General features: G+C 40.2%; 27 protein-coding genes. 12 read left to right on the top strand and 15 right to left on the bottom strand.

Annotation, left to right across the window (positions count from 1 at the left end; genetic code table 11):
- The first annotated feature begins 3 nt into the window (after positions 1 to 3).
- Together efp and D3P12_RS03175 are read left to right on the top strand one after the other, a co-directional pair.
- On the top strand, positions 4 to 564 hold the full coding sequence (gene efp / locus D3P12_RS03170) for an elongation factor P (protein ID WP_118193633.1): 561 nt from the start codon (positions 4 to 6) through the stop codon (positions 562 to 564).
- A 68-nt stretch (positions 565 to 632) separates the two neighbouring features.
- Positions 633 to 1,217, top strand: coding sequence for a 5-formyltetrahydrofolate cyclo-ligase (locus D3P12_RS03175; protein ID WP_118193634.1), 585 nt, complete (start codon positions 633 to 635; stop codon positions 1,215 to 1,217).
- Here D3P12_RS03175 and D3P12_RS03180 read toward each other — a convergent pair.
- Both D3P12_RS03180 and fumC read right to left on the bottom strand, forming a co-directional pair.
- On the bottom strand, positions 1,214 to 1,738 hold the full coding sequence (locus tag D3P12_RS03180; RefSeq protein WP_118193635.1) for a fumarate hydratase: 525 nt from the start codon (positions 1,736 to 1,738) through the stop codon (positions 1,214 to 1,216). The two genes, D3P12_RS03175 and D3P12_RS03180, sit on opposite strands and share 4 nt — an antisense overlap.
- A 1-nt stretch (position 1,739) precedes the next feature.
- Complete coding sequence (gene fumC, locus D3P12_RS03185; protein ID WP_118193636.1) at positions 1,740 to 3,137, bottom strand: class II fumarate hydratase; 1,398 nt, start codon at positions 3,135 to 3,137, stop codon at positions 1,740 to 1,742.
- A 159-nt stretch (positions 3,138 to 3,296) separates the two neighbouring features.
- Between fumC and D3P12_RS03190 the strand changes: the two genes are divergently transcribed.
- The 3 genes from D3P12_RS03190 to D3P12_RS03200 are packed head-to-tail and all read left to right on the top strand — an operon-like array spanning position 3,297 to position 5,537.
- Entirely contained in the window at positions 3,297 to 4,478 is a 1,182-nt protein-coding gene (locus D3P12_RS03190) for a serine hydrolase domain-containing protein (RefSeq protein ID WP_118193637.1), read from the top strand.
- A gap of 56 nt (positions 4,479 to 4,534) precedes the next feature.
- Positions 4,535 to 4,840, top strand: a complete 306-nt coding sequence (locus D3P12_RS03195) for a YbaB/EbfC family nucleoid-associated protein (protein ID WP_118193638.1) — start codon at positions 4,535 to 4,537, stop codon at positions 4,838 to 4,840.
- 13 nt (positions 4,841 to 4,853) lie between these two features.
- Entirely contained in the window at positions 4,854 to 5,537 is a 684-nt protein-coding gene (locus D3P12_RS03200) for a metal-dependent hydrolase (protein WP_118193639.1), read from the top strand.
- A 99-nt stretch (positions 5,538 to 5,636) separates the two neighbouring features.
- Here D3P12_RS03200 and D3P12_RS03205 read toward each other — a convergent pair whose 3' ends face one another.
- On the bottom strand, positions 5,637 to 6,146 hold the full coding sequence (locus D3P12_RS03205; RefSeq protein WP_118193640.1) for a DUF2911 domain-containing protein: 510 nt from the start codon (positions 6,144 to 6,146) through the stop codon (positions 5,637 to 5,639).
- Between the two features lie 114 nt (positions 6,147 to 6,260).
- Between D3P12_RS03205 and hisS the strand changes: the two genes are divergently transcribed.
- Positions 6,261 to 7,631: a histidine--tRNA ligase gene (gene hisS / locus D3P12_RS03210; RefSeq protein ID WP_118193641.1), complete on the top strand. Its 1,371-nt coding sequence runs from the start codon at positions 6,261 to 6,263 to the stop codon at positions 7,629 to 7,631.
- On the opposite strand, the gene D3P12_RS03215 is transcribed toward hisS, so the two are convergent.
- From D3P12_RS03215 to D3P12_RS03260, 10 genes are read right to left on the bottom strand one after another with little or no spacing between them, the layout of a single operon-like run.
- A complete protein-coding gene (locus tag D3P12_RS03215) occupies positions 7,618 to 8,889 on the bottom strand; it encodes an acetyl-CoA hydrolase/transferase family protein (protein WP_118193642.1) in 1,272 nt (423 codons plus the stop codon). The genes hisS and D3P12_RS03215 overlap by 14 nt on opposite strands.
- 6 nt (positions 8,890 to 8,895) lie before the next feature.
- Positions 8,896 to 10,227: an argininosuccinate lyase gene (gene argH / locus D3P12_RS03220; protein ID WP_118193643.1), complete on the bottom strand. Its 1,332-nt coding sequence runs from the start codon at positions 10,225 to 10,227 to the stop codon at positions 8,896 to 8,898.
- 29 nt (positions 10,228 to 10,256) lie between these two features.
- Positions 10,257 to 11,324: a M20 family metallo-hydrolase gene (locus D3P12_RS03225; RefSeq protein WP_118196948.1), complete on the bottom strand. Its 1,068-nt coding sequence runs from the start codon at positions 11,322 to 11,324 to the stop codon at positions 10,257 to 10,259.
- A 5-nt stretch (positions 11,325 to 11,329) separates the two neighbouring features.
- Positions 11,330 to 12,139 carry a pyrroline-5-carboxylate reductase gene (gene proC / locus D3P12_RS03230; RefSeq protein WP_118193644.1) on the bottom strand — a complete coding sequence of 270 codons (810 nt, stop codon included), beginning with the start codon at positions 12,137 to 12,139 and terminating at the stop codon, positions 11,330 to 11,332.
- Positions 12,140 to 12,148: 9 nt separating this feature from the next.
- Complete coding sequence (gene argB / locus D3P12_RS03235; protein ID WP_118193645.1) at positions 12,149 to 12,946, bottom strand: acetylglutamate kinase; 798 nt, start codon at positions 12,944 to 12,946, stop codon at positions 12,149 to 12,151.
- Positions 12,947 to 12,949: 3 nt separating this feature from the next.
- Positions 12,950 to 13,900 (bottom strand): Rossmann-fold NAD(P)-binding domain-containing protein, encoded by a 951-nt coding sequence (locus tag D3P12_RS03240; protein WP_118193646.1) that lies wholly within the window; start codon positions 13,898 to 13,900, stop codon positions 12,950 to 12,952.
- Between the two features lie 44 nt (positions 13,901 to 13,944).
- Positions 13,945 to 15,078: an aspartate aminotransferase family protein gene (locus D3P12_RS03245; RefSeq protein WP_118193647.1), complete on the bottom strand. Its 1,134-nt coding sequence runs from the start codon at positions 15,076 to 15,078 to the stop codon at positions 13,945 to 13,947.
- A gap of 7 nt (positions 15,079 to 15,085) precedes the next feature.
- Positions 15,086 to 16,069, bottom strand: coding sequence for an N-acetyl-gamma-glutamyl-phosphate reductase (argC, locus tag D3P12_RS03250; protein ID WP_118193648.1), 984 nt, complete (start codon positions 16,067 to 16,069; stop codon positions 15,086 to 15,088).
- Positions 16,066 to 17,262, bottom strand: coding sequence for an argininosuccinate synthase (gene argG / locus D3P12_RS03255; RefSeq protein ID WP_118193649.1), 1,197 nt, complete (start codon positions 17,260 to 17,262; stop codon positions 16,066 to 16,068). Before argG ends, argC begins: the two co-directional genes overlap by 4 nt.
- 16 nt (positions 17,263 to 17,278) lie before the next feature.
- Complete coding sequence (locus D3P12_RS03260; RefSeq protein WP_118193650.1) at positions 17,279 to 17,971, bottom strand: GNAT family N-acetyltransferase; 693 nt, start codon at positions 17,969 to 17,971, stop codon at positions 17,279 to 17,281.
- 484 nt (positions 17,972 to 18,455) lie between these two features.
- On the opposite strand from D3P12_RS03260, the gene D3P12_RS03265 reads away from it, so the two are divergent.
- The 5 genes from D3P12_RS03265 (at position 18,456) to D3P12_RS03285 (ending at position 21,794) form a co-directional block, all read left to right on the top strand.
- On the top strand, positions 18,456 to 20,165 hold the full coding sequence (locus D3P12_RS03265; RefSeq protein ID WP_118193651.1) for a glycoside hydrolase family 3 protein: 1,710 nt from the start codon (positions 18,456 to 18,458) through the stop codon (positions 20,163 to 20,165).
- 120 nt (positions 20,166 to 20,285) lie between these two features.
- Complete coding sequence (locus tag D3P12_RS03270) at positions 20,286 to 20,477, top strand: cold-shock protein (RefSeq protein WP_118193652.1); 192 nt, start codon at positions 20,286 to 20,288, stop codon at positions 20,475 to 20,477.
- A 162-nt stretch (positions 20,478 to 20,639) separates the two neighbouring features.
- Positions 20,640 to 20,909, top strand: a complete 270-nt coding sequence (locus D3P12_RS03275) for a YtxH domain-containing protein (protein ID WP_118193653.1) — start codon at positions 20,640 to 20,642, stop codon at positions 20,907 to 20,909.
- Between the two features lie 56 nt (positions 20,910 to 20,965).
- The gene (locus tag D3P12_RS03280) at positions 20,966 to 21,331 is read left to right on the top strand and encodes a hypothetical protein (RefSeq protein WP_118193654.1); all 366 of its coding nucleotides are present in this window, start codon (positions 20,966 to 20,968) and stop codon (positions 21,329 to 21,331) included.
- The gene (locus D3P12_RS03285; RefSeq protein WP_118193655.1) at positions 21,318 to 21,794 is read left to right on the top strand and encodes a hypothetical protein; all 477 of its coding nucleotides are present in this window, start codon (positions 21,318 to 21,320) and stop codon (positions 21,792 to 21,794) included. Before D3P12_RS03280 ends, D3P12_RS03285 begins: the two co-directional genes overlap by 14 nt.
- Here D3P12_RS03285 and fcl read toward each other — a convergent pair.
- Entirely contained in the window at positions 21,788 to 22,714 is a 927-nt protein-coding gene (fcl, locus tag D3P12_RS03290) for a GDP-L-fucose synthase (protein ID WP_118193656.1), read from the bottom strand. The two genes, D3P12_RS03285 and fcl, sit on opposite strands and share 7 nt — an antisense overlap.
- 71 nt (positions 22,715 to 22,785) lie before the next feature.
- On the opposite strand from fcl, the gene trmB reads away from it, so the two are divergent.
- Positions 22,786 to 23,436, top strand: coding sequence for a tRNA (guanosine(46)-N7)-methyltransferase TrmB (trmB, locus tag D3P12_RS03295; protein WP_118193657.1), 651 nt, complete (start codon positions 22,786 to 22,788; stop codon positions 23,434 to 23,436).
- Between the two features lie 57 nt (positions 23,437 to 23,493).
- Here the strand turns inward: trmB and D3P12_RS03300 are convergent, their stop codons facing one another.
- A complete protein-coding gene (locus D3P12_RS03300; RefSeq protein WP_118193658.1) occupies positions 23,494 to 24,348 on the bottom strand; it encodes an OmpA/MotB family protein in 855 nt (284 codons plus the stop codon).
- Between the last annotated feature and the right edge of the window lie 20 nt (positions 24,349 to 24,368).

Below are 24,368 nucleotides of genomic sequence, written 5' to 3' on the forward strand. Positions count from 1 at the left end.
AAAATGGCAAAAGCATCTGAAGTAAAGTCTGGAAATGTTTTACGGTTTAACGGTGAATTAGTCACTGTAGAAGAGTTTATTCATCGTACTCCTGGAAACCTGCGTGCTTTTTATCAAGCCAAAATGAGAAATGTTAAAACGGGTAAGCTGGTAGAGTATCGTTTCAGGACAGACGAAGAGGTCGAAATTGCACGAGTGGAAACAAATGACTATCAATATTTATATGACGATGGGGACTTCTTCGTTGTTATGGATAATAATACTTTTGAACAATATAATATCCCAAAACACCTGTTTGGCGACTCAGCGAAGTTTTTGAAAGAAGGGATGAATGTGATCGTTGCATTTGAAAGTGACGAGCCGATAATGGCAAGCACCCCTGCTAATATCGAACTAGAGATTACTTATACCGAACCTGCCGTTAAAGGTGACACATCAACGAATGCTCTTAAAAATGCTACCGTTGAAACGGGGGTGGAAATTAAAGTCCCCTTGTTTATTAATCAGGGCGATCGAGTTAAGGTCGATACACGAACCGGAAGCTATATAGAGAGAGTGAAATAGCATTGAAGAACGATCGGTTTAATGGAAGCCCGTAAGTGAAAAGGAATCACAGCTGATTTTTATGAGCGATGAAAGATGCAAACAAAGAGGATCTGCGTCGTATTTTTAAGCGAAAGAGAATTTCTTTAACTGTAGAAGAAGAGGAGAGTTTAAATTCCCGTTTATTCTATCAATTCAAGCAGTTTGTATGGGAGGGGTTAAACTATGTACATACATTTCTTCCAATACGAAAATTTAAAGAACCAGATACTTATCGTATGGCAGATTGGCTTCGAGAAACTTATCCGGAAATCCAGCTGGTTATATCGAAATCAGATTTAAAAAATAACCTGCTAGATCATTTTTTGTGGGAAAAGGATCAAATGCTTGAAGTAAATCCTTGGGGAATTGAAGAGCCAGTAGGAGGTAAGATTATTGTACCATCCCAACTTGATGCTATTTTGGTGCCTCTACTAACTTTCGATCGTAGTGGGAACCGGGTTGGCTACGGTAAAGGTTTCTATGATCGATTCTTGGCGTTATGTAGACCCGACTGCTTAATTGTGGGAATATCTTTCTTTGAGCCTGTCGAAAAAATATTGGATGTTGGGGAAACAGATATTCCCCTCGATATCTGTATTACGGCTGAAAGAATATGGTATCTTCGTAACTAGTATACTTTCTGCGGTATGCACCTCGTCGTTTTGGTTTTGCGTAGTTGTACCGGATTATGGCTGAAGCGGTTTTCTAAATAGAGGGAGTCTGTTGTTTGTTTTACGATTTTAAACCGGGGTAAATATTGTCCAATATGATGACATCCTGAAAGCTTTTGTCTCCAATTTTCATGCGTATAGGTGGCTTGTATGATCAAACTGTCTTTACGAACAGCATACGTTCCTCTGGCGTATTCAACCCACTCACCGCTTCCATAGCAGGAATCTAAATCCATTTTCGCTGCTGAGTGTGTCTTTATTTTAACAAAAACAGAGTCACAGTTAAATTTAAAATCAATTAGCTCGAACCGAAGGAGTTGCTCTTGGTAAGGCACAGACTCCGCAGTCCATGAGCCTTGTAGAAAGACTTCTCCTTCACCTTGCATATCTGAGTTTTTCCGACATGAAACGAAAATCAAAACCAGCATACAGAATAAGATAATTCTGTATGCTGGTTGAATTCTGATATTGTTCTTTCTCATTTTATTTAAGGCCCCCGATCATGTCTTCCGGACGAACCCATTCATCAAACTGCTCATTAGTTAACAGTCCTAAGGCCAGCGCAGCCTCGCGCAGAGAAGTATTCTCTTTATGAGCCTTCTTAGCAATCTTGGCTGCATTTTCATACCCAATATGTGGGTTAAGGGCAGTTACAAGCATAAGTGAATTGTCAAGATGCTTCTTTATCCCTTCATAATTTGGTTCGATCCCCGTAGCACAATGGTCGGTGAAAGAAACGCAGGCTTCCCCAATTAAACGGGCGCTCTGTAAAAAGTTTGCTGCCATCATAGGCTTAAAAACGTTAAGCTCGTAATGGCCGTTTGAGCCTCCAACTGAGATTGCTACGTCGTTTCCTATCACTTGAGCTGCTACCATGGTTAGAGCCTCACATTGTGTTGGATTTACCTTGCCTGGCATGATCGAAGAACCGGGCTCATTTTCTGGGATGGTGATTTCTCCGATTCCTGAGCGTGGACCTGATGCGAGTAACCGCACATCGTTGGCAATTTTCATCAATGAGACTGCTAACTGCTTTAATGCTCCGTGACTTTCTACAATAGCATCGTGTGCCGCGAGTGCCTCAAACTTGTTCTCCGCTGTTATGAAAGGTAATTGAGTGAAATCGGCAATATATTTTGCAACATTCACTGCGTAGTCTTTTGGTGTATTTATCCCTGTACCGACTGCGGTGCCCCCTAACGCAAGTTGAGAAAGATGGTCAAGGGTGTTTTTCAGTGCCTTTAAACCGAAGTTTAACTGAGCCGTATAACCAGAAAACTCTTGACCTAAAGTTAAAGGAGTGGCATCCATAAGGTGTGTTCTTCCTATCTTCACTACATCTTTAAACTCTTCGGATTTCGTCTGTAACACATCGCGTAGTTTTTCCACACCGGGAATAGTTATCTCTATAATAGCTTTATAGGCTGCGATATGCATGGCTGTCGGAAAGGTGTCGTTAGAAGACTGAGACTTGTTAACATCATCATTTGGATGAATAAAGGGGGTTCCTTCACCAAGCTTATTGCCTTCAATGACGTGAGCACGGTTAGATACAACCTCGTTAACATTCATATTTGATTGAGTCCCCGACCCTGTTTGCCAAATAACGAGAGGGAATTGATCATCAAGGGTTCCATCAAGGATTTCATCACAAACTTGCGCTATTAGATCGCGCTTTTTCGTCGGTAAAACGCCCGCATCAGCATTGGTAAATGCTGCGGCCTTCTTTAAATAAGCAAATGCCTCAATAATCTCTTTGGGCATCGACGCCGGAGCACCAATTTTAAAATTATTTCTAGATCGTTCGGTTTGTGCGCCCCAATATTTATCAGCAGGAACCTGTACTTCACCCATGGTATCATGCTCAATTCTGTATGACATATGACTAAGATTTAATTGTTTTAAACAAAGTTAACAATAGAAAACATTTAGGAGGAATTCGTATCAGTAAAATTGTATTTTAAATGATATATACTAGCGTTTTTAAAAATATTTACGCATTTTCGTCATTTAGAAAAAACATCAATTTTCCTCGTTTACATGTTAAGACAACTAAAGGTACTTATTTTTGTAATCCCATGTATTTACATCGCTTGCTCATCTGCTGAAAGTAAGCGAATCAAAGCAGAAAAAAAACAACAATTAACCGATAGCATACGCCTAGTTTATGATCCTGCTACGGCAGATAAGCGGATTGATGATTTTATGCAGAATTTACATCAAAAATCTGGCTTTAATGGCAATGTCTTGATAGCGAAAAAGGGCAAAATAATATATCAAAATTCATTCGGTTGGGCTGACTATTTACATCGTGACAGCCTTCAGATAGATTCCCAATTTGAGTTGGCATCTGTATCGAAGCCTTTTACAGCCACAGCGATTCTAAAATTAGTTGAGCAGGAGAAAATACAGCTGAGCCAAACTGTAAATGAATTTATTCCTGATTTTCCTTATCCGGGGGTGACGATACAGCAGTTGTTGACTCATCGATCTGGCCTTCCTAACTATATATATTTTATTGATGAAATTTGGAAAGATAAGACAAAAGGCGCTTCGAATAAAGACGTAATCGATCTACTTGTTGAAAAAAAACCGGCGAGGTACAATGTGCCAGATGCTCGTTTTTTGTATAATAACAGTAACTATATGGTGCTGGCGGCAATTATTGAAATAGTTTCGAAGCAATCGTTTACTGTATTTATGCAAGAGAATATATTCCGGCCATTGGGACTAAAGAATACAGCAGTTTACTCGAAAGCTGATTATGATAAAATTCCTACCGATGTAATTGGGCACGACAGAGTTTTTAGGCGTTCCGTTGTTCAAAACTTCCTGGATGGCCCAGTTGGCGATAAAGGAATTTACAGCACGGTAGGTGACCTGTTTCTATTTGATCGTGCGCTTTCTGAGGGTAGAGTTGTTGATAAAGCTCTTTTAGATTCTGCATATACGGGATATAGTGATCCTGTTCGTGGAGTATTCAACTATGGGTTTGGTTGGCGCTTATATAAAAATGAGGGACATACTATTGCTTATCATACAGGTTGGTGGCATGGATTTAAAAACCTTTATGTCCGCGATCTAGATAACGATATAACGCTAGTATTTCTTTCTAATATGGTCAACGGCAGCTTAAACCATTTAGATGAGGTCTATAAAATATTGGATATGCCGGTCATTAGACAGGGTGCGTACAATAGTCGGGGAGAGTATATCGAATAAATTTCGAACAATTAATGCATATGGATCGTTGTATTTATATTAAAAACTAAAGAGGTATGTTTGATAAATTAATGCAAGCACAGCAAAAAGCCGAGGAGATAAAAAAAAGATTAGAGACTATTAGTGTTTTCGGCGAAGTTGAATCGGGAAAGATAAAGGTGGTCGCCAATGCCAACAAACAGATTCAAGAAATCGTTATTGATCCGGAGTTCCTTAAGCTTGCTGATAAAGAAGAGTTAGAGGAATTATTGGTTACCGCAATTAATAAGGCTCTTACACAAGCCGATCAGATCAGCCAAAGCGAGATGCAAGCGGTAACTCAAGATATGTTGGGAGGCTTGGGAGGAATGTTTGGTAAATAAAAATTAATCGAAAATGAAAGCAACATATTATGGTCATTCAACGGTTGAACTGGATCTTAATGGTACGAGTGTTTTGTTTGACCCCTTTATCACACCTAATAAACTCGCAAGCAATATCGAGTTGAAAAATATTCATCCAGAGTATATTTTTTTAAGTCACTGTCATGGTGATCATGTTCACGATATGGCAGAAATTCAACGGCAAAGTAATGCGGAGGTGATTGGAATTGTTGAAACCGGGGATTGGGTTCAAAAGCAAGGTGTGCCAGAGAATAAAATAACCGCGATGAACTTCGGAGGAACTTTTAAGGGTAATTTTGGGACAGTTAAAATGGTTCACGCATTACATACAAACGCTGCTCCGGATGGAAGCTATGCAGGTGCTCCAGCTGGCTACTTGCTTAAATCAAACGGAAAAACGGTCTATTTTGCTGGAGATACTGCCTTAACTATCGAAATGCAACTATTAAAAGACGAACAAATAGATTGGGCCTTCCTCCCCATCGGTGGGTTCTTTACTATGGATATTGGTGACGCAATTAAAGCTGCAAAATTTATCAATTGCCAGAATATTATTGGAATACATTATAACACCTTCCCGCCTATAAAAATCAATGAAGGCGAGGCTGTAAAACAGTTTTCAGATGCTGGTTTAAATTTACAGCTTCTGGACATCGGGGCCTCTATAGATTTATAGCTCGTAGTGGATTATATAAAGCAATTATAAAAGGGCATATATGTATCATTATATGCCCTTTTATAATTGCTTTATAACAAAGGTAGCGAAGCCAAGTTTTTACTCAACCTTAAACGATAAGATCGCTTCCCCCCAGAGCAAGTTAACTTCCCCAGTATCGTCGGCCGTAATTGTGAATTGTTCTACCGTTGGGTTACCTAAACTCGTAGGTGCATCAACGCGCAAAACATCATTCTTCTGGTCGTATTGGGTTCCCCATTGTTCCCAGGTTTTGTTAAAGATAATAGTCGATTGATTTTCCCCAGGAATAGTGTACAAGCTGTATTTGCCGGCTGGTAATTTCTTCCCATTCACTTTTACATCCTTATTGATTTCAAATGTAGTAGCTTCGTTAGCTCCGGTTCGCCAAACTTTTCCCGGAGGGGTTAATGTTGCGAGGTCACGGCCCTTTAGGTAGGGGCGACTGTAATGGATGCTTATTGTAACTCCACTTCCTGTTGTTACGGACACCGAGTCGGGTGGGCTCGCTCTTTTTGACTTGTCTTGTTGCGCATTAGAATTTAATGTAAATCCGATGGTTAGCGCCAATAAAAGAATAATCTTTTTCATAATCTGTTATTTTTTGAGAAACTAAAATACTAAAAGTAAAGCAAAAAGTACGAATTCATGACAATGGTATCAGGAAGTATTTTTCAATGGACGGTAATTATTACCTTTGTACTTATGGCAAAACTTAAACCCTCAATTCCAAAAGGAACCCGTGATTTTTCACCGTTAGAGATGGAAAGGCGGAATTATATATTTGATACGATAAAAACAGTTTTTAGGAAGTACGGTTATAGCGAAATTCAAACTCCATCGTTTGAAAATTTAACAACATTAACGGGGAAGTATGGAGAGGAGGGGGACCAACTAATATTTAAAATCTTAAATTCAGGTGATTATCTATCCAAGGTTCCGAATGACAGATTGTTGAATATAGACTCAAAAAGCTTAACACATATCATATCGGATCGAGCGCTCCGATATGATTTAACCGTCCCTTTTGCCCGCTTTGTCGTAATGCATCAGAATGATATTGTTTTTCCGTTTAAGCGGTATCAAATACAGCCTGTATGGAGAGCGGACCGTCCCCAGCGGGGTCGATATCGCGAGTTCTATCAGTGTGACGCGGATGTCGTGGGGTCGGATAGTTTACTTAATGAGGCGGAGTTTATTGCAATTTATTTTGAGGTGCTCACGTCCCTGGGACTTTCGGATTTTGATATCAAGATCAACAATCGAAAGGTGCTGGCTGGCATTGCTGAAGAGCTTGAAGTATCGGATCGACTTGTCGAGATGACGGTAGCAATTGACAAGTTAGACAAGATTGGGGTTGAGGGTGTAGTGCGCGAGTTGGAAAGTAAGGAATTTAGTAAAAATGCAATCGAAAGACTATGTGTGCTTTTAAATTCATCAGGGGATACTCCTTCGCAGCTGCAGCTTTTGAAGGATTTTCTGAAAACTTCAACGACGGGCAGAAAAGGGATTGAAGAACTGGAGGAGCTTCTTGATTATGTTACGACTCTTGATGAGAATATTTTAAGATCATTGGAGTTGGATATTACCTTAGCTCGAGGGTTAAACTATTATACTGGAACCATACTAGAAGTTAAAACGAATGAAGTTCAGATGGGGAGTATAGGCGGTGGAGGACGATACGATGATCTTACTGGAATGTTCGGAACTCCGGGACTATCTGGGGTAGGAATTTCCTTTGGAGCTGATCGAATTTACGACGTGTTATTGGAGCTTGATATTTTTCCTAAAGAAACCAGCGTAGGCACACGTGTTTTGTTAAGTAATTTTGACAAAGAAGCAGAGCGATACGCACTGCCATTGCTAAATAGACTACGAGCTGAGGGAATTGCCGCCGAGCTGTATCCATCAGCAGCGAAGTTGAAGAAGCAAATGTCTTATGCGAATGCTAAAAATATTCCTTTCGTCATCCTCATTGGGGACGATGAGATCAAAAATGGTTTTTATACATTAAAAGATATGATCAACGGCACTCAGACACAAGTGTCTGAGGCCGATATTTTTAAATTGATTTAAAAATAGAAAATGCTTCTTTTTCTATTTGCTCCCTATGGTCGGGGTGGGTAATACTAATCAATTCTTTCGCACGAGCGCGGAGGTTTTTACCGTGTAAATAAGCAATACCGTATTCTGTTACTACATAATGTACATGCGCGCGAGTTGTTACTACTGAGGCACCGGGCTTCAATAAGGATACGATTCTCGATATTCCCTTATTGGTTATAGAAGGGATCGCTATGATGGGTTTGCCACCTTTTGATAAAGCTGCCCCTCGCATAAAATCGACTTGTCCGCCTACGCCACTGTATTGTCTGGTGCCGATAGAGTCCGCACATACCTGTCCGAAAATATCGACCTCTATCGCACTATTTATTGCTGTAACTTTAGGGTTTTTGGAAATTGTTCCGGGGTCATTTACATACTCAATATCCAACATTCTCACCAAAGGGTTTCGATCTAGAAAATCATAAAGTTTTTTAGAGCCGATAGAAAAACTGGAAACGATCGCACCAGGGTGGCTTTTCTTTTCACGGTTGTTTATAACTCCTTTCTCAAATAATGGGATTACCCCATCAGAGAACATTTCTGTATGAATGCCCAGGTTCTTATGACCCATCAAACATTGAAGCACCGCATTGGGTATACCCCCGATCCCCATTTGTAATGTAGACCCATCTTCAATCAAAGTCGCTACATTTTCACCGATAGTTAATTCGACATCCGTTGGCTCCTTTAATTGCTGAGCATAAATGGGGTAATCAACATCAATATAAGCATCGATCTCAGATATATGTATTATGCCATCTCCCATCACCACTGGCATATTGGGGTTTATTTCAGCAATAATGGTTTTGGCCTTTTCAACAGCTGCACGCGAAATGTCACAGGAGACACCCATTGTACAATAACCGTTCTTGTCGGGCGGAGAGACAGAAATTAGCGCCACATCAAGTGGTATGTGTCCACTTCTAAAAGCTTTCGGGATTTCACTTAAAAACATCGGGACATAGGCAGCCCGGCCTTCATTTATGGCCTTTCTGATGTTAGCTCCAACAAAAAAAGCATTAATGTCAAAAGAATCTGCATGCTCGGGATCGCCATACGGAGCATCCCATTCAGTATGCATACTGTAAATCTTAACATTCTTTATTTCCGAACTACGATGAGACATCGCTCTCACCAATTCACGAGGAGTAGCTGCCGCTGAGTGTATAAAAACACGATGGTCAGTTTGAATTAACCTAACGGCTTCTTCAGGACCCTGATACTTCATGATATATTATTTTACAAGATTATTTACTGCATTTCGAACTTTATCAAAGTTAAAAGATTTATAGACTTCATCGAAGTTTTTCCTGATCTCTGCATTGCAAAGATTACCGATACTCCCTTCGTGAGTGTGTTTTACACTTCGGCTTGGTTGGAACGTGCCTGCCTCAATTGCTCTGCCAATATTTTTATATGCTTCGCGGAAGGGGACACCCTGTAATACTTCATTATTTACCACCTCTACACTAAATAGGTAATCATATTTAGGATCAGAAAGAATATCATCTTTTATAGTAATATGCTCGAGCATATATTTGCATATCAGAAGGCACTCGTTAAGTGACTCAAAAGCTGGGAAGAGGTTTTCTTTTAATAGTTGCAAATCACGATGATATCCCGATGGAAGATTTGTCGTCATCATCGCAATTTCGTTGGGTAAAGCTTGAATTTTGTTGCAACGCGAACGTATTAATTCGAAAACATCCGGATTCTTTTTATGGGGCATAATGCTTGATCCTGTAGTCAATTCATCTGGGAATGATATAAAGCCGAAGTTTTGATTGATGTAAAGACAAACGTCCATCGAAAACTTCGCCAGTGTTGCAGCAATAGATGACATCCCCTGAGCAATAATTCGCTCCGTTTTGCCCCTCCCCATCTGTGCGTACACTACATTGTAGTTTAAGCTTTCAAAGCCTAGCAATTCGGTCGTAAGCGTTCGGTTCAACGGGAATGATGAACCATAACCCGCTGCGGAGCCTAAAGGGTTTTTGTTGCTAATTTTCCAAGCGGCCAGCATTAACTCCAGGTCATCAATTAAACTTTCAGCGTATGCCCCAAACCATAATCCGAATGACGAAGGCATAGCTATTTGTAAATGCGTATAGCCGGGAATAAGAACATGCTGATACTTTTCACTTAGTTCATTTAATTGATCGAATAAGAGTCTACAGTTGTTAACAATTTTCTCTATTTCTGATCGGAAGAAAATCTTTAGATCGACAAGAACCTGATCATTCCTGGAGCGTCCACTATGAATCTTCTTTCCAGCATCGCCTATTCGTTCAGTAAGAAGAATCTCTATTTGGGAGTGGATATCCTCCACGTTTTCTTCAATCTTGAAATCACCTTCATCTATTTCCCGGTATATAGTTTTTAGTTCCTTGTGAATATGATCCAGCTCCTCTGAAGTAAGCAAGCCGATACTCTCCAACATTTGCGTGTGTGCTAGTGATCCTATAACGTCCGCACGGGCGAGCTGATGATCAAGTTCACGATCCTTTCCTACCGTAAACTTTTCTACAATATTCTCAATTTGACTGTCCTTTTCCCAGAGTTTCATTTTCTAATTTTATTTAAACGATCATTTTATTAAATGAGGATTGACTTTAACATCTCAATGTATAAATTAATCCCATCCTCAATCTCATCGAGGTAAATATACTCATTTGCCATATGAGATCGGGCTGAATCTCCAGGTCCTAATTTCAGTGACGGAACATCTAATAATGCCTGATCACTCGTAGTTGGCGAACCATATGTCTTTCTGCCTAGGTCGAGGCCAGCCTGAACGATGGGGTGCTCCGGTGAGATAGACGACGGTTTGAGTCGCGTAGAGCGGGCTGAGGCATTAGATTTTATATTTGCCTTTATAATCTCCAATACCTCTTCATTTCGATAAGCGTCAGTTACCCGAACATCAACGGTGAATTTGCAGCTCGCGGGTACAACATTGTGCTGAGATCCAGCTTCAATGATAGTCACGTTCATGGAGATCGGACCGAATAAGCTCGATTCTTTTGGAAATTTATAGCTTTTGAACCAGTTGATGTCTGCTATGGCATTGTATATTGCGTTTTCCCCTTCGTTTCGAGCCGCATGTCCTGCCTTTCCCATAGCCTCACAGTCAATTACCATTAAGCCGCGCTCAGCAATAGCGAGTTGCATCAAGGTTGGTTCACCAACAATAGCAAAGTCGAGCTCGCCGATATCCCCCAAGATAGATTCAATGCCGTTTTTTCCTGATATTTCTTCTTCAGCAGTCGCTGCAAAGCAGAGATTGTACTTAAGGGTCCGGCAATCGTAGAAGTAAAGAAAGACAGTTAAAAGTGAAATAAGGGCTCCACCTGCGTCATTGCTTCCTAGACCATACAATTTTCCATTTTCGACGATGGGCTCAAAGGGATCATTGGTATACCCTGGATTGGGCTTTACAGTGTCGTGATGGGAATTGAGGAGGATCGTCGGCTTGTTTTTATCAAAATGTTCGTTATAACACCAAATATTATTGCCTTTACGGTGTATGAGAACACCTTTAGCTGTTATATATTCAGCTATTTTATCAGCTGTTTCTTCTTCTTCTTTACTGAAAGACGGAATGCTGATTAATTGTTTCAAGAGTTCAATGCTCTCATGTGTTAGTGTTTGCAGATCTTCCATCTCCATCAATTTTCATCTTGATAAAGCCCTCCAGCTTTTCTAGCCGATAACTTTATCCCTTTGATCATGGACGAACTAAAACCATTATGTTCCATCTCATTGAGCCCCGCAATCGTACATCCTTTGGGCGAGGTAACTTTGTCAATTTCGCTCTCCGGGTGACTCTCCATTTGTAAAAGCAGGTCGGCGGCACCCTTAGCGGTCTGTATCGCCATTTTTAGCGCTTCATCGGCATGAAACCCTACTTCCACACCCCCTTGTGATGCAGCTCTGATAGACCTTAAAAAGAAAGCGATTCCGCAAGCACACAAGGCAGTTGCTGCGGTCATAAGATCCTCGTTTATTCTAATGACTGAACCCACTGTTTCAAATAGACTGGTTACTTCTTTAATTGATTTTGGGTCGGCGTCATCTCCCGCAATACAGGTCATGGACTGCCCAATAGATATAGCAGTGTTAGGCATTGCGCGTACGACTTGCACTTTTTCACCCAAGCTATCTTTGATATTTTGACAGGTAACTCCAGACACAACCGATACAACCAGCTGCTTTTCTGCGTCTATTTTTTTCAAAATTTGATCAATAACTTCATTCAGTTGTTGGGGCAGAACTGCCAATACAATAATGTCGGCATCTGTAATGGCTTCGGCATTATCATCGCTTACCAAGTAACCTGCAGCGGCTTCTGAGGCCAGATTTTTAATGTTTCTTCGGGTAAGTGTGATTTCACCCGCTTTGCAATATGATTTATTTACCAGTCCATTGGCTAATGATCGTCCAATATTCCCCGTTCCGATAATAGTAATTTTTTTCATTTTTAGATTTTATTTCATAATTCGTGTTCCAAATTGATTTTCGTGCAGAAGAGCTAAATCAGCCGCATGACCTATGAATACGTCCTTTACACCTTTGTTGATCGCATCAAAGGCATTTTGCAGTTTAGGGATCATTCCGCCTGCTACAGTACCATTCTTTTGAAGCGGAATAAAATCGGCTTGCTGAATTTCCCGAACTACTGATTCTTCATCGTTTACATCTTTTAATACACCCTTTTTTTCGAAACAATAAATGAGAGATACTGAATATTCAGCGGACAAGGCAACAGCAATACTGGCAGCAATGGTATCTGCGTTGGTATTTAAGAGCTGACCTTCCCCGTTATGTGTTATTGCGGAAAAAATAGGGGTGAATCCATTTTCAAGGAAAAGAGATAAGGCTTTCTCGTTTACTGAATCTTCGCTAAGGTCGCCAACCCACCCATAGTCGATTGCTGCTACCGGTCGCTTGACCGCTTTGATAGAATTTCCATCCGCCCCTGATAAGCCAATGGCATTGCAGTCTAGCGCTTGTAACTGTGCAACAACCCTTTTATTAACCAAGCCTGCATACACCATGGTTACAATGTCTAGCATGGGGTCATCTGTTATTCTTCTACCATCAACTAATTTGGCTTCAATGCCCATCTGCGAGGCAAAATCTGTAGCAATTTTTCCACCGCCATGAATCAAGATTTTTTTACCCTCAACAGTATTAAAATCTGCTAAAAATTTTGTTAATAGGGAAGGAGAGTCAATAATATTCCCACCAATTTTGATGATTCGCAGTTTACTCTTGTTATTCATAGGTTAAGAGCTTAATATTTCCGTTAGTACCGTTTGGGCTGCCCACAGCCTGTTGCCAGCTTCTGCCTGGACAAGTGATTGCGGCCCATCAAGTATGCTCGAAGCAAGTTCAACATCTCTCCGAACAGGTAAACAGTGCATTACTTTTGTGCTTTTCGACAGTTGGTCGGGTTGGATCATCCATTTACTGTCAGTACTGATGACTTTTCCGTAATCTCTATAGCTCGACCAATTTTTAACATATACAAAATCAGCATCTTTGATCGCTTCTTCTTGATTATAGATGATCTCGCTGTCCTTGGTAAACTCTTCCGCCAGTTCATACCCTTCAGGGTGTGTAATACAGAAATCGATCATCTCTTCTTTTTCAGCTCGGTTCATCCATTCCGCAAATGAGTTAGGAACTGCCTGCGGAAGTGCTTTTACATGCGGAGCCCATGTGAGTACTACTTTTGGTTTTTTAACAGTTTTATGTTCCTCAATGGTTAGTAGATCCGCAAAACTCTGTAGTGGATGTCTTGTTGCACTTTCCAGACTTATCATTGGAACCTTACAAAATTCCATAAATTTGTTAAATAACTCCTCGCTATAATCTTCGTCACGGTTCTTTAATGATGGGAATGACCGAAAACCTACTACATCGCAATATTGACCGATAACTCCGGCCGCTTCTCTTATGTGCTCTACCGTATTTCCGTCCATTGCAATGCCATCTCGGGTTTCTAAAGCCCAACCCTCTTGTCCCATGTTCATCACCATAACCTGCATGCCCAAATTAAGCCCGGCTTTTTGTGTACTTAAACGGGTTCGAAGACTTGGATTCAAAAAGATTAAACCCAAGGTTTTATTCTCACCAAGTTGCTTGTCGCTGAAGGGTGAAGCTTTTATGTCCTTTGCTTTTAGAACAAGTTTTTTTAGATCGTGAACATCGTTAACAGAGAAGAATTTTTTCATTTTTATTGTTCTTAAAGGTTTCGAGGTGGTTTTGTATTTTAAAATTAAGCTTTCTGTAGACGTTTTTTTAGCGCATCTAAAAAGAAATCAGCATCATCTTTGGTTATATTTAAAGCTGGGAGTAATCTAATAACATTCGGGCTAGCCACCCCAGTAAATATATGATCGTCGAATAGAAGCTCCTTTCTGATCTGATTTAATTCTGCCGGAAGATCAATCCCTATCATTAATCCGCGACCTCTTACTTCTTGGATTTTATCTAAAGTTCGAAGCTCATTTAGCAAATAGGTTCCTATATTTTTCGCGTTTTCGATCAGGCCCTCCTTTTCCATGATTTCTAGAACAGCAATACCCGCAGCACAAGCTAGGTGGCTGCCACCGAAAGTTGTGCCGAGCATACCGTGCCACGGCTTAAATTTTGGAGATAAGGAAATTCCTGCAATGGGGAACCCGTTGCCCATTCCTTTTGCCATCGTATAGATGTCTGCTTCACAATGGGAATAGGCTTGCGCATAAAATTGACCTGAACGCCCGTATCCACATTGAACCTCATCGGCTATGAAGACGGCATCATACGCTGTAGTAAGCTCTCTGATTTTTGCTAAAAATAGTGGTGTCGCTTCTTGGATTCCCCCAACGCCTTGTATGCTTTCTACGATTACGGCCGAAACTGCGTCGCCATATTCGCTAAATGCCTTTTCAAGTGCATCTTCATCATTAAATGGTAGAAACACAACATCATGTTTATTTACCGCCGAGACAATTTTTGGATTATCTGTACAAGCCACCGCCAAGGATGTTCGTCCGTGAAACGCACCTTTGAAAGCGATCACTTTTTTTCGCTTATTGTAAAATGAAGCAACTTTAAGTGCATTTTCGTTTGCTTCAGCACCAGTTGAGCAAAGAAACAGCGAATAGTTTTGTTTGCCAGAAAGCTCGCCAAGTAAATCAGCTAATTTTTCTTGTAGTGGGTTGAGTACCGAATTGGAATAGAAAGCGACTTTGTTTAGTTGATTGGTAAGAGCATCAACATAATGGGGATGAGTATGGCCAATTGAAATAACCGCATGGCCACCATATAGGTCAAGGTATTTTTGACCGTGCTTGTCCCAAACATTGAGGCCTGAGGCTCTCTCGATTTCAATTTCGTTTAATGGATATACATCAAAAAGTTTCATTTTATTTTTAGTATACGATAGATTTTAGATTTAAGCCTGCTTTTTCGTCCAGACCAAACATCAGATTCATGTTTTGTATTGCCTGGCCACTGGCTCCTTTTAGTAGGTTGTCTGTCATGCTAATAATAAGTAGAATATCTTGGTGTTTGACTAAATGTACTAGGGCTCGGTTAGTATTTACAACTTGCTTCAGGTCAATATTCTTCCTGCTGACATGGGTAAAAGGGTGTTCTGCATAGTATGATTCATAAATGCTATAAGCCTCTTCCAAGCTTAAATCACTTTTTAAATAGTTCGTAGCAAAGATCCCTCTGGGGTAATCACCCCGTTGAGGTATAAAATTAATCTGCGGTTGGACTCCAGATGACTGAGATAAAACCTCGCCGATTTCAGCAAGATGTCGATGTTGAAATATATTGTAAGCCGACAAATTATTGTTTCTCCAGCTAAAGTGTGTCGTTGCCGTCGGATTTTGTCCTGCACCGGTGGCTCCGGTTGTCGCATTCACGTGAACCTCGGTTTTTATCAGATCTTTTTGAGCCAAAGGCAATAGGGCAAGCTCAATAGTTGTTGCGAAGCAACCAGGATTGGCAATGTTTCTTGCAGATTTTATAGCTGCTCGTTGTAATTCGGGCAAGCCATAGACGAACTCACGGTTTTCAAAGCTTGCATTGGCTTCTAGCCTGAAATCCTGACTTAGATCAATAATACGAACAGTTTCCGCTATTTTGTGATTTGTTAAGAACTTCCGCGCATTTCCATGTCCTACGCACAAAAACAGGACATCTATATCTTGCGTCAGGCTGTCGGAGAACCGAAGATCAGTCTCCCCCAATAAATCCAAATGTACATCGGATACCAGATTGCCACCATTGCTTTCGCTGTGAGCAAATACTATTTCCGCGGAAGGGTGGTTTAAAAGTAACCGGATTAGTTCTCCACCAGTATAGCCAGCGGAACCGATTATGCCTACTTTTACCGGTTGTTTCACTGCTGACCTCCTTTATTCACTTTATGCCAGATCATAACCTGATTTCCAAATATTTTGGAGAAGCCTTTTACATCCTCACCAGTCCACGCGTTATTCATTTCACCATAGCTTCCAAATTTATTAGACATTAAGTCGTTCTCAGATTGAACACCGACAATATGAAAACGGTACGGGTTTAACTCTACCGTCACTGTTCCGTTTACAAATTGTTGAGAACTGGTAAAAAAAGCTTCGATATCACGCATCACGGGATCATGGAACTGCCCTTCATGCAGCCAGTTCCCATAGAACGAGGCTAGCTGATCTTTCCAACTTAATTGCCATTTCGTGAGCGTATGTTTTTCTAAGGTATGATGGGCCTTTATAATAATAATAGGAGCTGCTGCTTCGAAACCAACCCTGCCTTTAATCCCGATAATTGTATCCCCCACATGAATATCGCGACCAATACCATAGGGCTGAGCAATTTCTTGCAGCTTTTGAATTAAAGCAACAGGTTTTAGTTGTTCCCCATCCAAAGCCATAGGTTCACCGTTCTTGAAATCAATCCGTACAGTTTTCTTTTCGGTAGCTGTTACTGGTGTTGGCCACGCTTCTTCAGGTAAAGTTTGATCAGAGGTGAGCGTCTCTTTCCCCCCGACAGATGTTCCCCAAATGCCTTTATTTATTGAATATTTAGCTTTTTCTGCATTAAGCTCTATCCCTTGTTGTTGTAAATAGGCTATTTCCTCTTCTCGGCTCAGTTTCATATCGCGGATGGGTGTTATAATCTGAACTTCAGGAATTAAGATATTAAAAATCATATCAAAGCGAACCTGATCATTTCCTGCCCCAGTACTCCCATGAGCTACATAATCAGCGTCTATCTCTTGAACATACTTTGCAATGGCTGTTGCCTGTGAGACCCTTTCGGCGCTCACAGAAAGAGGGTAAGTCGCATTTTTTAGAACATTGCCAAAAATTAAATACTTAATGCTGGACTCATAATAATTCTCAGATTCGTCAACCGTATGATGGGAAGTTACGCCCATGGCATAAGCACGCTCTTCAACCTGCTTTAATTCATCCTCGGTAAATCCGCCCGTATTGACCAATACGGAATGTACTTCTAGATTTAACTCACGTGTTAGATAAACAACACAATACGAGGTGTCTAAGCCTCCGCTATATGCTAATACTACTTTTTTCTTCATTGTTTATTTTTATATTTTAATACGGAATCATTGTAAAAAGCATTTTTGTTGAGCGTCTCAGTTTAATCCCAATCCTTTTTAAAAGAGAGGATTTCTTTGTAATTTGTTTTAGCCTCTCTCTCGCGCGTGCTTTTTCTTCGATTTTGAGACGAATCTCCCTCTCCTTCTCAGTCGGGTCCCAAAGCATTGCGGTACAGAGGCAGTTCTTGCGCCCTTTACTTTGTAAAACATCGTAATTTACGCAGCTTTGGCAGCCTTTCCAAAATTCTTCATCCTGGGTCAGTTCAGAGTAAGGTACAGGCTCATATCCTAGGTCTGAATTGATTTTCATTACGGCAAAGCCCGTAGTAAGTCCAAAAATCTTTGACTTAGGATATTTTTCTCTCGAAAGATTGAAGATCCTCTTCTTGATGGCCTTCGCCAAACCGACATTGCGGTAGTCGGGGTTGACAATTAGGCCTGAATTCGCTACGTATTCGCCATGGCTAAATGTTTCTATGTAGCAAAAGCCTGCCCATTCGGCAGTTTCTTTCGTCAATGCAATGACGGCTTTGCCCTCACGCATTTTTTGACTTACATATTCTGGTTTCCTACGAGCTATACCGGTTCCTCGGGCTTTTGCCGATTCCGCCATTTCCTCACAAATTTGTTCAGCGTATATGACATGCTGTTCTGTTGCAGGGATCACAACAAAATCTGAAAGATTCATTGACAAAGACTCATTAATTGTTTACTACAATTGTTAATTAATAATTTTAGTGGGTGCTTCCGCAAGATGGGGCTTATCTGAGGAAGAAGAAAGAAGATTGCCAAATACTAAGCCCTTGGCTTTAGCGGTCGTCGGACTCTAAAGATCAGATTATCAATAAAACGGAAATTACAAATATCAGCCTGCAGACGATGCTCTGACGTCTGATTGGAGTGATATGTATCGTTTAATAATAATTCCATTGTCTTTTTGAAGTGTCAAAGACACAAAGGTATAAATTATTATTTATATAAGCGGTATAAAAAATAGTATCTTTTTAAAAATACATGATAAGCATTATTGAAATGCCATTTTTTTAGCGTATAAGCTGGGTTTTTCATATCGAAGTCCAGGTATCAGCATCAATATTATAACAGTTTTTCTCTAGGTTAATTCCGTTTTATTGACGTTTGCTTGCTATCTTTGGCGTCACTATGAAATTGTTATGAGAATAAGAATATTTTGTTTGATTGTTTTGTCCCTGTTGTTAGCGAACTTTTCGCACGCTCAACAGTGCTCAAATTTTATCAAATTTATCAATACCCAGCATGAATGGGTAGATTCGGTTTATAATAAACTGAATAATAAGGAACGCATAGCACAATTGTTCATGGTAAGAGCGCATACGAACTTGGGGCAGCGTTATATCGACTCAGTTGCAAAGGTAATTGAAAATGAGGGCTTAGGGGGAGTAGTCCTGTTTCAAGGCGGACCCGTTAGGCATGCTAATTTGATTAACGAATATCAATCCGTTTCTAAAGTGCCCCTATTATTCGCTCTAGATGGTGAGTGGGGACTAGGAATGCGCTTGCCCGATTCAACCATCTCCTATCCTTATCAAATGGCTTTAGGCGCTATACAAAACAATGATTTGATTTATCAAATGGGTCGTGAGGTAGCGAAAGATTTCAAGCGACTCGGTCTTGGGGTAAACTTCGCACCCGTTGTCGATGTAAACAACAATCCGCGTAATCCGGTAATAAACTACCGTTCGTTTGGGGAAAATAAAGAGAACGTCGCCAGAAAAGGAAGTGCATATATGACAGGAATGATGGATGAAGGTATAATTGTATCGTTAAAACATTTCCCTGGTCATGGAGATACCGACGTAGATTCACATCATGACCTGCCCGTACTTTCTTTCAGTCGCGCTCGACTTGATTCTCTCGAAATGTACCCCTTCCGGCAGTTGATTAATGAAGGAGCCTCCGGAGTGATGGTTGCCCATATGAACATCCCCAGTTTAGATAAAACCCCAAACTTGCCCTCTTCATTATCGGAGAAAGTTATCACTGGGATATTGAAGGGTGAGATGGGTTTCAGAGGGCTGACCTTTACAGACGCGATGGACATGAATGGAGTTGTCAAATATTTTAAAGATGGAGAGGCCGATGTCCGTGCGATCATAGCAGGCAATGATATTCTTGAACTATCCCAAAACAGTAAGCGGGCTATCAAAGCGGTTCGTAAGGCTGTGCGGAAAAAGAGAATAGACAAGGAAGACCTTGAAAAACGAGTGAAGAAGGTGTTGGCGGCGAAGTATTGGTTGGGATTACATACTGCAAAACCCGTTAGCCTGCAAAATCTGTATCGCGATCTCAATAAGCAAACTTCCCTGCAGTTGAATCAGCTATTGGCAGATAACGCCATTACTGTACTGAAAGGAAGCCGGAGACTTGCAGACCTTTCTTTTACTAAAAAGACGGCTGTGATCAGTATAGGTACCCATGATATTAGTACTTTTCAGAAAATTATCGATGATCGTTTTGATAATAGTCTTTCTTTTCTTCTTAGCGAGAACGCAACAGCTGACGATGTTTCAAGAGTAAGCTCTGCTTTGCGGAATTATGACCAAGTTATTGTCGCTTTGCATGATTCCCGGACAAGACCGGGGAGCACACTTCGTTACAATAGCACCATTAAATTATTTATAAGTCAGTTGGCAAGCACCAATGCCCATTTCGTTTTATTCGGTAACCCTTACGCCTTGGCTTCCTTGCCGGGTGTTGAAGCCGCGAACTCGCTCATGGTATGCTATCAGAATGATGAACCTTTGCAACGCGCTGCTGCAAAGGCAGTTTTAAGAGAAATAAAAGCAACGGGCAAACTGCCTGTGACCGTCAATGCTTTTTTTAAATACGGTGACGGAGAATAGTAACTGGGTTTAAATAGTCATCGAAATATTACCGTTTATTGAAATATAATTTTGCTCGTTTTTGTATTTATAGATATTTTTTGTGCATGTTTGTACTTTATTAATATTATATTTAAAATCATGCAAGAAGGAGTAGTAAAATTCTTTAATGAAACAAAAGGTTTCGGTTTCATCATCCCTAACTCAGGAGAAAGTGAAATCTTTGTTCATTCAACAGGTCTAATTGACAGCATCCGTGAAAACGACAATGTGAGTTTTGACGTAGAGCAAGGTAAGAAAGGACTTAATGCGGTAAATGTTAAAGTTATCTAACTAAATCATAAATCGTTTAAAGAGGCCATCTATTTTAGGTGGCCTCTTTTTTTTATTTAAAAAAGCGTTTTGGTAACGATTTTGGATTTTCTGGCAAACAGTTTGTAATCATATTTGTAGTATTAAAAAAGATTATTTAACAAATTTCAAATAACAAACCGTATGAATGATAATGCAAAAGTAGTTGCAGCATTATTAGCTGGCTTGGCCGCTGGGGCTGCAGTGGGCTTGCTTTTCGCACCAGAAAAGGGAGCTGACACAAGAGAAAAATTAAATGAATCACTAAAAGATCTGGGTGAGGCCATCAAAGAGCGTTCGGCAGAGCAAAAGGAGCACATTAATGAACTAAAAGATAAGCTCGTATCCACTATCAAAGGAAAAGTAAATCGTGGAGTAGAGAACTTAGAAAGCGAGATAGACGAACACGCCTGAATATAAACAAAGAGGGTTATACTCTATTTCAGTATGCCCCTCTTAAAAAATAGACTATGGAAGATCAAAAATTCTCCTTGCATGGAACTGTGCAGAAATTTAAAGAATACTTAGAGAATACAAAGAATGTTACTATTTTAAAGATTGTAGAGAAGATATCCGGTATTATTGCAGCCGTTGTTACCGACGGGCTTATGTTGATATTTGCTTTCTTTATTCTTCTGTTCGCTAGTATCGGTCTCGGTTTCTATTTCGGGGATTTATTTGATAGCAATGCGCTTGGCTTCCTTGCGTTGGCGGGTGTCTATCTTCTTCTAATTATTATACTCCTTATTTCAAAAGGGGGTATCGAAAAAGGCTTAATGAACCTTTCTATTCGGAAACTACTAAAAAAATGGAACGAAACAGATGGCGACAAATAGAAATATAAATAATTTGGATGAACTTCGGGCCGAAATCGTACGCTTAGAATCCCTGAAAAAAGAGCAGGAAGTCTATTTGGGTGATCAGATGGGGTTATTACAGCATAAAATAGAAGCCCCGGTAAGATTCTTTAAAAGATTTACTTCATGGGCGCCGACATCAAGTAATATTAACCGAAACTTTAAAAGTAAAAGTGGTTCCGAAGACGCAGATTGGCTGACAAACTCTCTTCGTGTGGGACTGCCTGTTATTTTTAACCGAGTACTATTTAGAAAGGCAGGTTTCATTAAAAAGACCCTTTTATTGCTTGCATCGCAGAAAGCCGCCAGTGCGATCAATCAAGATCGTGTAACTGGTTTTATTAATAAACTAGCGTCCATTATTCGCCCTTCTGAGTCCAAAAAGAGGAAAAAGAAAAAGCACAAGGACTATGGAATCCCTCCCGATAGTGAAACCTATTGATCTTTTAAGAAATCCTGATAGGCATCTTTGATACCTTGTTCCAGATCAATAGAATGTTTCCATCCTAATTTATTGAGTTTAGAAACATCCATTAATTTGCGAGGGGTGCCATCGGGTTTGCTATGATCGAAACGTATCGATCCATTATAGCCAATAATATCTTTAATTAAGTGAGCTAGGTCCGCGATAGAAATGTCTGTGCCGGTTCCAATATTAATAAAATCTTTCCCATCATAATTGCTCATCAAAAATGTACACGCGTCCGCCATATCATCTGCGTTAAGAAATTCGCGTAATGGTGTTCCCGTACCCCATATTATTACCTCCGGAGACTCGGTTACCTTTGCTTCATGAAAGCGACGAATAAGGGCTGGTAATACATGCGAATTTTCAGGGTGATAATTGTCATTTTTGCCATATAAATTAGTAGGCATAGCTGATATAAAATTACAACCATATTGGTCGCGATAAGCTTCACAAAGCTTTATTCCCGCTATTTTAGCTATTGCATAAGGCTCATTGGTGGGCTCAAGTGTTCCAGTCAATAAGTACTCTTCTTTCAATGGTTGAGGAGCAAACTTCGGATATATACAACTTGATCCTAGGAATAACAGTTTTCTGACCCCTTGCATATATGCGTGATGGGTAACATTATTTTGTATGCATAAATTATCATATAAGAACTCTGCTCTATAGGTGTTATTTGCATGTATACCACCTACTTTTGCCGCCGCCAAAAAAACGTATGCTGGCTTTTCTTTTTCGAAAAGATCTGCAACCTGTTGTTGGTTTCGTAAATCCAGCTCACTGGAAGAACGCAACAGGAAATTGGTATATCCTTTTTTTTGTAGATTGCGGTGAATAGCAGAACCTACCATTCCTCGGTGTCCGGCTATATATATCTTAGCGTCTTTTTCCATATTTTGGATCGTATATTCAAAGATAAAATTAATTTTGTCGCAATAATCACTATTTAGGCACAATTGCAACTATGGGCAAAGATAAATTAAGGAAATTTGCGGAGATAGGAACTTTCCCGAATGTCTATCAACTTGACGCTGGTATGGAAAATAAAGGCCGTTGGGCCGAAAGACATTTTGGGAATACAAATCCCGTTGTGTTAGAGTTGGCTTGTGGAAAAGGTGAATACTCGGTGAATATGGCAAAGCTTTTTCCTGAGAAAAACTTTATTGGCATTGATTACAAAGGTAACCGGATTTGGAGGGGGGCAAAAACAGCTCTTGAAGAGCAAATTTCAAATGTAGCCTTTCTTCGAATACAAATAGAGGATATCCTTTCCTATTTCTCTGAAGGAGAGATAGCAGAGATATGGATAACATTTCCTGATCCGCAACCTCAGTTAAGCCGTGAAAAAAAGCGTTTAACAGCCGACCGTTTTTTAGATAACTACAAGCGGATATTGAAAGAGGAAGGGGTGGTAAATTTGAAAACGGATAACGATGGGTTGTACGAGTATACGGTGAATAAACTAAAGGAAAGAAATGAGCCGATTCTCGCTTCGACAACAGATCTCTACCACGATGAACTTCTTGACGATGTCCTCTCCATTAAAACCTATTACGAGAAGAAGTATTTATTGGTAAGCAAGAATATCAATTACCTAAAGTGGATATTCCGGTAAACAAAAGAAAGGCTCGCTGTACAAACTAGCCTCTCTTATTTGCTTTATATATTTTACCTACTTCTGTTGGGGAGTTTCCAACAGCTTAAAGAACTGATCTAATTCAGGAAGAATAACGATTCTTGTTCTTCTATTAGCAGCTTTGCCGCTTTCAGAATCGTTGCCAGCTACCGGGATATATTCACCCCTACCAGCAGCAGTCATTCTCGCCGGATCGAGATTATAAGTATCTTGAAGAACCCGAACGATTGTTGTTGCGCGTTTCACACTCAAATCCCAGTTGTCTAACAGTACACCCTTTCTGTAAGGTACATTATCTGTGTGCCCTTCGACCATGAATTCAATATGAGGCTGATTCGCTAGCACCTTAGCAACCTTTCCTAAAACCTCAGGAGCTCGCCCACTCAGTTCATAACTTCCGCTCTTAAATAGCAACTTATCGGAAATATCGATATAGACAACACCTTTGTCAACTTTGATATCTATATCCTGATCATCTAGATTCCCAATCGCACCTTTTAGATTCATTACCAAAGCCATGTTTAACGAATCTTTTCTGGATATGGCAGATTGCAAATCTTGAATATAGGCGTCTTTGCTGCTGATATTCTCCAATGATTTGTTAATACTTTCAGCCTGTGAGCTAGAAATAACTGAAAGGTTCTTCAACTGTTCAACCATTTGGTTATTACTCGATTTTTGGTCTTGTAGCAGGTTCGAAAGGCGCTCATTCTCATTTCTGTATAGACTAACCGAGTCTTTGTATTGTGCTAATTCCTGTTGAGTCATTCGGAAATTACTATCCAAGCTGGAATAGCGGTTCTCTGCTTCCTGCAATTTCTTTTTGGCACCGCATGAACTTAAGACGATCATGAGGGCCGCTGTGAATAAGAACAAATATTTAGTTTTCATATCACTTTTTTTTGTTTTAC

Source organism: Pedobacter indicus, from assembly GCF_003449035.1.
GTDB lineage: Bacteria > Bacteroidota > Bacteroidia > Sphingobacteriales > Sphingobacteriaceae > Albibacterium > Albibacterium indicum.